At 58.9% G+C, this 10,987-nt stretch carries 11 protein-coding genes; 2 read left to right on the forward strand and 9 right to left on the reverse strand.

The genetic code is table 11. The features are described 5' to 3' along the window. Positions 1 to 80 precede the first annotated feature (80 nt). The 6 genes from aroC to fdxA form a co-directional block, all read right to left on the reverse strand. A complete protein-coding gene (gene aroC / locus Q1W26_RS13050) occupies positions 81 to 1,220 on the reverse strand; it encodes a chorismate synthase (protein WP_300440800.1) in 1,140 nt (379 codons plus the stop codon). Positions 1,221 to 1,319: 99 nt separating this feature from the next. Further along, positions 1,320 to 1,667 (reverse strand): acetolactate synthase small subunit, encoded by a 348-nt coding sequence (ilvN, locus tag Q1W26_RS13055; RefSeq protein ID WP_300440803.1) that lies wholly within the window; start codon positions 1,665 to 1,667, stop codon positions 1,320 to 1,322. An 18-nt stretch (positions 1,668 to 1,685) separates the two neighbouring features. Beyond that, entirely contained in the window at positions 1,686 to 3,350 is a 1,665-nt protein-coding gene (ilvB, locus tag Q1W26_RS13060; RefSeq protein ID WP_300440807.1) for an acetolactate synthase large subunit, read from the reverse strand. 302 nt (positions 3,351 to 3,652) lie between these two features. Further along, the gene (locus tag Q1W26_RS13065; protein ID WP_300440810.1) at positions 3,653 to 5,329 is read right to left on the reverse strand and encodes a long-chain-fatty-acid--CoA ligase; all 1,677 of its coding nucleotides are present in this window, start codon (positions 5,327 to 5,329) and stop codon (positions 3,653 to 3,655) included. 228 nt (positions 5,330 to 5,557) lie between these two features. Next, entirely contained in the window at positions 5,558 to 6,007 is a 450-nt protein-coding gene (locus tag Q1W26_RS13070; protein WP_300440813.1) for a CBS domain-containing protein, read from the reverse strand. A 187-nt stretch (positions 6,008 to 6,194) separates the two neighbouring features. Then, positions 6,195 to 6,518, reverse strand: coding sequence for a ferredoxin FdxA (fdxA, locus tag Q1W26_RS13075; protein ID WP_300440816.1), 324 nt, complete (start codon positions 6,516 to 6,518; stop codon positions 6,195 to 6,197). A gap of 351 nt (positions 6,519 to 6,869) precedes the next feature. Here fdxA and trxA point away from each other — a divergent pair, with 351 nt between their 5' ends. Together trxA and rho are read left to right on the forward strand one after the other, a co-directional pair. Beyond that, positions 6,870 to 7,196 (forward strand): thioredoxin TrxA, encoded by a 327-nt coding sequence (gene trxA / locus Q1W26_RS13080; RefSeq protein WP_300440819.1) that lies wholly within the window; start codon positions 6,870 to 6,872, stop codon positions 7,194 to 7,196. 166 nt (positions 7,197 to 7,362) lie between these two features. Continuing rightward, the gene (gene rho, locus Q1W26_RS13085) at positions 7,363 to 8,622 is read left to right on the forward strand and encodes a transcription termination factor Rho (protein WP_300440822.1); all 1,260 of its coding nucleotides are present in this window, start codon (positions 7,363 to 7,365) and stop codon (positions 8,620 to 8,622) included. A 339-nt stretch (positions 8,623 to 8,961) separates the two neighbouring features. Here the strand turns inward: rho and Q1W26_RS13090 are convergent, their stop codons facing one another. The 3 genes from Q1W26_RS13090 to Q1W26_RS13100 all read right to left on the reverse strand — a co-directional run. Then, complete coding sequence (locus tag Q1W26_RS13090) at positions 8,962 to 9,987, reverse strand: glyceraldehyde 3-phosphate dehydrogenase NAD-binding domain-containing protein (RefSeq protein ID WP_300440825.1); 1,026 nt, start codon at positions 9,985 to 9,987, stop codon at positions 8,962 to 8,964. Positions 9,988 to 10,036: 49 nt separating this feature from the next. Further along, positions 10,037 to 10,462 (reverse strand): YeeE/YedE family protein, encoded by a 426-nt coding sequence (locus tag Q1W26_RS13095; RefSeq protein ID WP_300440827.1) that lies wholly within the window; start codon positions 10,460 to 10,462, stop codon positions 10,037 to 10,039. Continuing rightward, on the reverse strand, positions 10,459 to 10,987 hold a 529-nt coding region (locus Q1W26_RS13100; protein ID WP_300440830.1), incomplete at its 5' end, for a hypothetical protein. The genes Q1W26_RS13100 and Q1W26_RS13095, both read right to left, overlap by 4 nt.

The raw sequence follows: 10,987 nt of genomic DNA on the forward strand, positions 1-10,987 counted from the left end.
TACCTCCCGGCTCGTATTGAAGACTGAAATATCGTACGAGCTACTTTACGCCGCAGAAACCGGCCGAAAGTTGACCACGGTCAATCCCGTGAAGCAGGCGACGGCACCGACTGCACACCAGCCGGCGCCAGCCCCGCGACCTGCGGAGTCGGACAGACGACGTCGCCGTTCTGGGCGCGATGACGCAGGGCATGGTCAACCAGCACAATGGCCAGCATGGCTTCGGCAATCGGCGTGGCACGAATGCCGACGCAGGGATCATGGCGGCCGTGGGTATTGACGACGACCGGATTGCCGGCCTTGTCGATGGTGTGGCGATCAAGGCGCGTGCTCGCGGTGGGCTTGATCGCCATGCTGACAGTGATGTCCTGACCCGTGGAAATGCCACCGAGCACGCCACCCGCATTGTTGGACAGAAAGCCTTCCGGCGACATTTCGTCGGAATGTTCGGTTCCAAGCTGGGAGACGCTGGCGAAACCTGCGCCGATCTCAACGCCTTTCACCGCGTTGATGCTCATCATGGCATAGGCGATATCAGCGTCGAGGCGGTCGTATACCGGTTCACCCCAGCCCACCGGCACGCCGGTGGCCATCACGTTAATGCGCGCGCCAACCGAATCACCGGACTTCCGCAGCTCGTCCATGTAACTTTCGAGCTTCGGCACGATGGCCTGGTTGGGTGCGAAAAAGCTGTTGCTATCAACGTCATCCCATGCGGCAAAGGGAATCTCGATCGGCCCGAGCTGGGCCATGTAGCCGCGGATCACGATACCGAAACGCTCGAGCAGCCACTTGCGGGCGATCGCTCCGGCGGCCACGCGCACGGCGGTTTCACGGGCAGAAGAGCGGCCACCACCACGGTAGTCGCGGATGCCGTATTTCTGCCAGTAGGCGTAGTCGGCGTGTCCGGGCCGGAAGCTTTCGGCGATGTTGCCGTAGTCTTTGGAGCGCTGGTCCTGGTTGCGGATCAGCAAGGAAATCGGTGTTCCGGTCGTCACGCCCTCGAAGACACCGGAGAGGATCTCGACGGTGTCCGGCTCGCGACGCTGGGTGACGTGGCGAGAGGTGCCGGGCTTGCGCCGGTCAAGTTCTGCCTGGATGTCGGCCTCGCTGATTGCCAAGCCCGGCGGGCAGCCGTCCACCACGCAGCCGATGGCGGGACCGTGGGATTCGCCGAAGGAGGTGACGCAAAAAAGCGTGCCGAGCGTATTACCTGACATGGGGAACTCGCGAAGACGTGGATGGGGAATTGGACTGCCAGACAGGCCGGGGAGTCTAGCACGCCACCGGCACGGGGCCGGCGGCGCAGGTATTGCGACTTACTGGAAGAACTCGTCGAGACGACCGAAGACCGGATGCTCGCCAGCGTGCTTATTCACGTAGAGGACATCCTCAAGCTTCTCAACTTGCTTGATCATCTTCTCGAGGCGCTGGTCTTCGAAGACCAGCAGCCAGATCCGGCTGGTGCTGCCCGTGCCAACCGGCATGCACAGGATGCCTTCGACGTTGAAGGCGCGCCGGGCAAACAGACCGCAGATGTGGCTCATCACACCCGGGTGGTTGGCAACGCCGAGTTCCAGCACAACCTTGTGGAAACCGTTGTGCTCGGGCACCTCGGGGATGAACTCGGACAGGGGCTTGGTGGCAGAAGTGTTCTGTTCGGACATCGTGTTGTCTCCTCGGGCTCAGCCGATCATCTCGGAATTGGCGGCGCCCGGCGGCACCATCGGGTAGACGAATTCGTTCGGATCGATCGTCGCATGGATCAGGCAGGGGCCCGGCGTATTGAGGGCCTCGGCCAGGGTTGCCCGCGGGTTCGGAACCGGATCGAGATCCACTGCACGCATGCCGAAGCCTTCAGCGATCTTCAGGAAATCGGTGGGCCGCTCGTAGCGGGACGCCATGATGCGCTTGCCGTAGAACATGCTCTGCTGTTGATGCACCAAGCCAAGGGACTGGTTGTTGAAGAGGATGATCTTGACGTTGACGTTTTCCTGGGCGGCGGTGGCCATTTCCTGGATGTTCATCTTGAGGCTGCCGTCACCCGAGAAGCACACCACGGTGCGATCCGGTGCAGCCAGCGCGGCACCAATGGCAGCCGGAAAGCCGAATCCCATCGTGCCGAGACCGCCCGAGTTGAGCCACTGGCGGGAGCGGCGGAACGGATAGGCCTGCGCCACCCACATCTGGTGCTGACCGACATCGCTGGTGATGATCGCACTGTCGTCGAGACAGTTGGCCACTGCGTGGATGAGGCCGTAGGGCGAGCGGGGATTGTCAACGCCCGGCATGGCCAGCGGGAAGCGGCCCTTCAGGCTTTCGACGTGGGACAGCCAGCGCTTGCGCAGCTGGGGCTTGACCCGCGGCAGCAGCTCGGAGAGCACCTGCCCCACATCGCCGGCGATGGCAACGTGGGCATCCTTCACCTTGTGCAGCTCGGACCGATCGATGTCGATGTGGATGATCTTGGCGTTCGGACAGAACTCGGCCGTCTTGCCGATGGCACGATCGTCGAAACGGGCGCCGACGCAAATCAGCAGGTCGGCCTCTTCAAGCACATAGTTGGTGTAGCGCGCGCCGTGCATGCCCAGCATGCCGAGGGACAGCGGGTGATCCATCGGCATTGCGCCAAGGGCCATCAGCGTCATGGTGGTGGGCAGCGAAGCCTGCTCGGCAAGCGTGACCGCCATGTGCGCGGCACCGGAGTGGATCACGCCGCCGCCCAGGTAAAGCACCGGACGCTCGGCGGCCTCGATCATCTTCGCCGCTTCCTCAACCGCAGCGATGTCGAAACTCGGAGCGGCATCGGGCACCACGACGTCGGGGTAGTCCTCGAAGCTGACCATCTGGTTCTGGACGTCCTTCGGCACGTCGATGAGCACCGGGCCGGGCCGGTCGGACATGGCAATGCGAAAGGCCGCCGGAACAACGTCAAGCAGATCCTTGGCCGAGCGGACCAAAAAATTGTGCTTGGTGATCGGAATCGTCAGGCCGTAGGTGTCGACCTCCTGGAAGGCGTCGGTACCGATCATCGACAGCGGAACCTGGCCAGTCAGGGCGATCATCGGTATCGAATCGAGCTTGGCGTCAGCGATGGCCGTCACCAGGTTGGTCGCGCCGGGGCCACTGGAGGCCAGACAGACTTCGGGCCGGCCGGACACCCGGGCCATGCCCTGGGCGATGAAGCCGGCGCCCTGCTCATGACGACACAGGACGTGGTGGATCTGCTCGCTCTTGGACAGGGCGTCATACATCGGCAGGGCCGCACCGCCGGGAACACCGGCGATAGTGCGTATTCCTTGCCGTTCGAGCAGCTTCACAATCAGGTCTGCTCCAGTCATTTGCATCATCGAATTTCTCCTAGGGGCTGGGGAGCCGCACTGCAGTCCGGGCCGGGGCGCAACAAAAGACAAAACCCCCGCCGGTTGCGCGCCGGCGGGGGTCTGAATTCTTTAACGACTACCTGGGACCCTTACGACGCGCGCTTACCTACGCTTACTACGCGTACTACTACGACGTCGACAGGCAGGAAGCTCGCAATTCGGGTCATGGGGTCGCTAAGTCATATACAGGACTACCTGCGAATTATTCTCACAAAGCCCCGAAAACACAAGTGATTTTTGCACCGCACCAGCCGGTTCCGCACAAAACCTCAAGCATTACCCGGAGCGTCACGCAGCACACGGCGCAGAATTTTGCCCACATTGCTCTTGGGCAATTCATCCCTGAACTCGACAAACCTCGGCACCTTGTAGCCGGTCAGTCCGGCCCTGCAATGTGCAACCAGCGCCTCGGCGGTCAGTTTCGGATCCTTCCGGACGACAAATATTTTCACCGCCTCGCCGGAATGCTCGTCCGGAACGCCTACCGCAGCCACCTCCATCACGCCCGGATGAGCAGCCACAACGCCTTCCACCTCGTTCGGATAAACGTTGAAGCCGGACACCAGGATCATGTCCTTCTTGCGGTCGACAATGCGCACAAAGCCGTCCGCATCGATGGTCGCCACATCCCCGGTACGCAGGTAGCCGTCGTGGGTGAAGGCCCGCACCGTGTCCTCAGGTCGCCTGTAGTAGCCCTTCATCACCTGGGGACCACGTACGCAAAGCTCGCCGGACATGCCCTGGGCAACTTCATAGCCATCATCGTCGCGCAAACTGATGTCGGTGGACGAGATCGGCAAGCCGATGGAGTGGTTGAACTCGGGGAGATCCAGCGGATTGATGCATACCGCAGGAGAGGTTTCGGTGAGCCCGTAGGCTTCCGAAAGGGGCTTCCCGCTGACTTTTTTCCAGCGCTCGGCAACCACCTGCTGCACCGCCATACCGCCACCGAGAGCAACCTTCAGGGTCGAAAAATCGAGCTTCGCAAAATCAGGGTTGTTGAGCAGCGCATTGAAAAGCGTGTTGACACCGGTAATGACCGTAAAAGGGTACTTGCCCAATTCGGCAACGAAGCCGGGGATGTCCCGCGGATTGGTGATCAGCACGTTGGTCGCGCCGATCTTGAAGAAGGTCAGGCAGTTCGCTGTCAGCGAGAAAATATGATACAGCGGTAGAGCGGTAATAATGACCTCCACGCCTTCCCGCACGTAGGGGCTGATCCAGGCATGGGCCTGCTGCAGGTTCGCCACGATGTTGCCGTGGGTCAGCATCGCCCCCTTGGCCACGCCAGTTGTTCCGCCGGTGTATTGCAGATAGGCCAGATCGTCATGGGTGATGACCACAGGCTTGAGCGGATGCGCAGCACCGAGACGAAGCGCTTCGCGAAACGCCACGGAACCGGGAATACTCCAGGCCGGCACCATTTTTTTTACGTGCCGGACGACAAAATTGACCAGCAATGACTTGGGAAAACCAAGCATGTCACCCAGCCCGGTAACCACCACGTGCTTCAGCGAGGACGTGTTGGCAATCACTTCCTGCAATGTGTGGGCGAAGTTCTCGACGATAACAATCGCCTCACAGCCTGCATCAGAGAGCTGGTGCTCAAGCTCACGGGCGGTATAAAGGGGGTTAACGTTGACCACCGTACAGCCAACCCGCAGGATTCCGAACATCGCGACCGGATATTGCAGGCAGTTGGGCATCATCAAGGCAACCCGCACACCTTTCGCAAGCCCGAGCTCACCTTGCAGGTAACCGGCAAACTGGCGCGAAAACTCTTCAAGCTCGCCATAAGTAATGGATTTACCCATGCAGACATAAGCCGTCTGCCCGGCGAACTTGCGGACGCCCTTGTCAAAGAGATCAGCCAGCGAGGAAAACTCGCCGGTGTCGATCTCGGCAGGCACGCCAGGGGGATAGCTTTTCAGCCAAATTTTGTCCATGTTGTCTCCTTTGTAGTTGGTGTACAGGCCCAACCGGATTTTCGAGTGCTGCCACGCAGCACTGTCCGGCCAGAACCCTGCCCTCCCCAGGCAGACCGGCGCCCTGATGCACCGCCTTCCAACGTACTTTTCGACTGGCGTTTCATACGCCTTGTTATCGGGCTGCGCCGCCCCCTGCGCAGCGCAGCCCGCTACAGCTTCAATGCATTTACGTCACACCTGTAAGGGTCAGGCCTTGCCTTCCTCGGCCGGCCAGTTACGGATGTAGTTTTTCAACATGCGGTTTTCGAAGCTCTGCTCTTCGAGCACCGCCTTTGCCACATCATGAAAAGACACAACGCCCATCAGCGTCGTGCCATCCATTACAGGAAGGTAGCGCTGGTGATGATCAACCATCAGCCGGCGCAGTTCGTCCATCTCCATATTCAGCGCGGCAGCCACCGGATTCTTGAGCATGGCCTCCCCGACCGGCATCGCCTGCCATTCTGCTCCCGCCTTCTGGGTTGCCAGAAGCACCTCCCGGAAAGTCATCATGCCCACCATGCTTCCCTTGTCAAAAACAACCAGCGAGCCGACGTCCTGCTCGGTCATCACAGCAACGGCTTCGGCAAGGGTCTTGGTAGACGAAACCGTAAAGAGAACCTTGCCCTTGATCGCCAGAATTTCACTAACCAGCATTTTTTTTCCTTTGGATGGCGTCTGATCGCCCGATTCAACTCAGCTTTTGATGGTATTCGATTGCCCACTCGGCGAGAAGCCTTCGGGCATAAGGGCTTACCCGAGCTTACTCCAGGCTTCGACACCCTCCCCTGGCGAGTGGGGATGGATCATCATGCCCTTGTGCCGGCCAGTTGTAAGCGGCCAGTCAGCGCTCGAGCAACTTGAGCTTGTCTTTTACGCCACGCCAGTCATCGGCATCAGCTGGCGGCTCCTTGCGTTCGACGATGGGCGTCCACTTCACTGCCAGCTCAGCGTTCAGCGCAATGAAGGCTTGCTGGTCAGACGGCACATCGTCCTCGGCAAAAATAGCCTCGGCCGGGCATTCCGCAACGCACAGGGTGCAGTCGATGCACTCATCCGGGTCGATCACCAGAAAGTTGGGGCCTTCGCGGAAACAATCGACCGGGCATACATCGACGCAGTCGGTGTACTTGCAGCGGATGCAATTCTCGGTGACGACATAGGTCATGGGGACAACTCCTGTTCTTTGTGCTGACGGCCGCCCGCGGGCGCGTGTATCCACAGCGGACTGAAAAAATTTCGTACCCCTGAAATATACCCCATCCACCCCAAGCCATGCCCCGCCCAAAACAGCCCCTGCGCCAACGTCGGGCAGAGGCCCTGGGAGCCGCTTCCATCTGTAACATCGCTACCACAAATTGAATTCGTTGGCGAGAAAAGCACTTTTCTTGCGGGAGAATATTCGCTAGGATCTTGGTACCAGCATCTGATTGCACGGACTTTGCAGCTCTGGCCACTCTGGAGCTGTCCTTCCCTTCCCGGCAATACCCACAAATCTCCCCTGAATCTGCGAGGAACCATGAGCGAACATATCCATTACGTCACCGATGCAAACTTCGAAGCAGAAGTTCTGCAATCCACTAGCCCTGTACTGGTCGACTACTGGGCTGAGTGGTGCGGTCCTTGCAAAATGATTGCCCCGATCCTCGATGACGTAGCGAAGGAATACAACGGAAAACTCAAGGTCGCCAAGCTGAACATCGACGAAAACCAGGAAACTCCTGCCAAATACGGAATTCGTGGCATCCCCACCCTGATGCTGTTCAAGGGCGGCAACATCGAGGCGACCAAGGTTGGCGCCCTCTCCAAGTCCCAGTTGGCCGCCTTCATTGACAGCCACCTGTGAGCAGGTTAGATTGAGCAAAGTTAGTCATTAGCAACGCCGAGGTCATCCATCCGATAACCTTGGCACTGCTTGTACAGTCCGAGCACTTTTGCTGCTGTACTCGCTGTAGCGAATCCGCCGCAGCCCACTCCTCTCCTTTTTCCCCTCTCCCCCACCGCTGCCTGCCATGCAACTCTCGGAGCTCAAGTCTCTCCACGTCGGCCAATTGCTCGAAATGGCCATCGCCAACGAAATCGAAGGCGCCAACCGCCTGCGCAAACAGGAACTGGTCTTCGCGCTGCTGAAGAACCGCGCAAAGAAGGGCGAACCCATCTACGGCGACGGCGTCATGGAAATACTTCCGGACGGTTTCGGCTTCCTGCGCTCGCCCGACACCTCCTATCTGGCAGGCACTGACGATATCTACGTCTCGCCCAGTCAGATCCGGCGTTTCAACCTTCACACCGGCGACACCGTCGAGGGCGAAATTCGCACACCAAAGGAAGGCGAGCGCTACTTCGCGCTGGTAAAGGTGGATAAGGTCAATCTGGAACCTCCGGAAGCCGCCAAGCACAAGATTCTGTTTGAAAACCTCACCCCGCTTCACCCGAACCAGTGCCTCAAGCTGGAACGGGACATACGCGGCGAGGAAAACATCACCTCGCGGGTCATCGACATGATCGCCCCCATCGGCAAGGGTCAGCGCGGACTGCTGGTGGCTCCGCCGAAGAGCGGCAAGACGGTGATGCTCCAGCACATCGCCCACTCGATCACCTCCAACCATCCGGACGTGGTCGTGATCGTATTGCTGATCGACGAACGCCCCGAAGAAGTCACCGAAATGCAACGTTCGGTAAAGGGTGAAGTCGTTGCCTCAACCTTCGACGAACCGGCCATCCGCCACGTACAGGTTGCCGAGATGGTCATCGAGAAAGCCAAGCGCCTCGTTGAGCACAAAAAAGATGTTGTCATTCTGCTCGACTCCCTGACCCGCCTGGCCCGCGCCTACAACACGGTAGTCCCGGCCTCCGGCAAGGTTCTGACTGGCGGCGTGGACGCTAACGCCCTGCAAAAGCCCAAGCGTTTCTTCGGTGCAGCCCGAAATATCGAGGAAGGCGGCTCACTGACCATAATCGCCACGGCCCTCATCGATACAGGCAGCCGGATGGATGACGTGATCTACGAGGAGTTCAAAGGCACCGGCAACATGGAGATCCACCTCGATCGCCGAATGGCGGAAAAGCGTGTCTACCCAGCCATCAACGTCAATCGCTCAGGCACCCGCCGCGAAGAACTCCTCCTCAAGTCCGACATCCTCCAGAAGGTCTGGGTGTTGCGTAAACTTCTTTACGGCATGGATGACATCGATGCGATGGAATTCCTTCTCGACAAGATCAAGGCCACCAAGAACAACGGAGAATTCTACGACGCCATGCGTCGCGGTTGAACTTCGCACTCTTATTGGCAAAGCGCGGTTCATTGGCCAGGCGGAGCTCTGTGAACCTGACCGCAAGGGCCGGCCTGAAGCGTACCGCCTCAGGCCGGCTTGTCACTTCAAGCAAGAACTCGTTGCAAATAGCCAACCGCACTGCCTTCATTCATTCCTGCTCCAAATAGGGAGCAGTCAAGTAGCTCCAACGAGGGTTATCCCGGCAAGACGTGATCGAGGCACCCGAAAAGCCCTCATTTGAAAGCCAAGCGACGCTTCCGACCTACAACCATCGGTCAGACGAGAGAGCTGCCAGGCATTTCGGAACAGGCTATTGGCTACCTGCCTCGCCTGCAATCAGTGCATCCGTTCGCCCCAAAAGGCCGCGACATCCAGCATCCGGTTCGCAAACCCCCACTCATTATCAAACCAGATCAACAGGTTGAGCAAATGCCCACCGCTCATCCGGGTCTGCCCCGCATCAACAATTGCCGAGTGCACGCTGTGATTAAAGTCGATAGACGCGTGGGGCGCAGCCGTATATGACATTCGTCCCGAATCTTGACCATCGGCGGCGGCACGCAACAAGGCGTTTACCTCCTCCACGGTCGTCTGCCGACGCAGCGTAACAACGAGGTCGATAGCCGATACGTTGACGACGGGCACACGAATCGCCTTGGCTTCGATGCGGCCGGCCAGCTCCGGCAACAAGCGCACGACTCCACGCGCCAATCCGGTCGACACCGGAATCATCGACTGCATCGCAGAACGGGTGCGGTGGAGGTCCGAGTGATGATAACCATCGATAAGCGGCTGGTCGTTCATCACAGAATGCAGCGTTGTCAGCAAGGCATGATCAAGACCGTAAGCCTCATCCAGCATCGCCAGCACGGGCACGATCGCATTCGTTGTGCAGGACGCAGCCGAGACGATCCGCTCATCGCCGTTAAGCAGATGATGGTTCATGCCGAAGACGATCGTCTGATCGACGTCCGCAGCACTCAGGCCGGGATGGGAGAGCAACACACGGCGACAACCGGCAGCGAGAAATGCCTCGAGTTCATGGCGACAACTGTATTGCCCCGAGGCCTCGATCAAGAGATCCACCCCCAGCGACGCCCAGTCGACGCCGCCCGGCGTACTCACATGGAAAACAGGAATGTCCGCTCCATCGATACGCAGGCAGCCGTCGCCAACCTCAACCACTCCCGGAAAACAACCATGGGTCGAATCGAAACGGGTCAGATAAGCCATGCTCTCCAGATCGGCCGGTTCATTGATCGCCACCACCGTGAACTTGCTCCGCAACGGAGACACCATCAAGGCACGCAGAAAGCAGCGTCCGATTCGCCCATAACCGTTTATCGCTATTCGCAATGCCATACCCTGTTCCTCAACATAAACGCGCGGGGTCCGCGAGCCATATTCGGCTTTATGAACGTACAAAACGGCGCCTGTCCGAGCCGCCGAAGCAATTACCAATCAGCATTCCGACACCCATTGTCAGAACGTAGACCAAAGCCTCGCCACTTCCCGCGCTTGCTGAAACCAGCGCAGGCCCGGGGCAGAAACCTGACAAACCCCAGCCAACCCCGAACAAAACACTCCCGATAACCAACCGCTTATCGATAGGCCCGTTCATCGGCGGTGCCTTGCGTCGGCGCTGTACCCACTGAAAGACTGGCAATGTCACCGCAATTGCCCCGCCCATCACAAGACCAAGGGACGGATCCCACAGACCACCAAGATCGAGAAAACCCTGAACCTTTGCAGGATGCGTCATACCGGAAACAATCAACCCAACCCCAAAAAGCAAACCGGAAAGAAGGGGAATCAGAAAATCGAGCAGGTGTCTCATAAAACCCTCTCCAACAATATCCGCAGTACCGTAACAGTGAACATTCCTGAAGCCATAAATGACAGAACTGCAACCAGCGATCGCGACGACAAGCGGGAGAGCCCACAGACCCCGTGACCGCTTGTACATCCACGAGCTATTCGGGTGCCATAGCCTGTCAGCAATCCTGCCAATAAAAGCACCAAGAGCGACACATCGAAACGCGCTCCCGTCCCCACGGCACCCACTCCTCCTGCAACCCAAGGGGCAAGCAGTAGCCCCCCAAGAAATGCCAGCCGCCAGGCCCGCCCTTCACCGGCAAGACCTTGCAAGCATTCTCCAAGAATTCCGCTTATTCCAGCTACACGCCCGCGCCCCAAAAACAAAAGAACAGCAGCAAGACCGATCATGGCCCCGCCTACAAGCGAGGATAAAGGGGTGAAACTTCCCCAATCAACGGCAATCAAGCTCTCATCTCCGAATATCCTTATATGTTGTGAGTAGACGAGCAAAGCCCCGCAGAGATTTTCTGCGGGGCTTTGAGTA

This window comes from Zoogloea sp. (genome assembly GCF_030157465.1).
Classification (GTDB): Bacteria; Pseudomonadota; Gammaproteobacteria; order Burkholderiales; family Rhodocyclaceae; genus Zoogloea.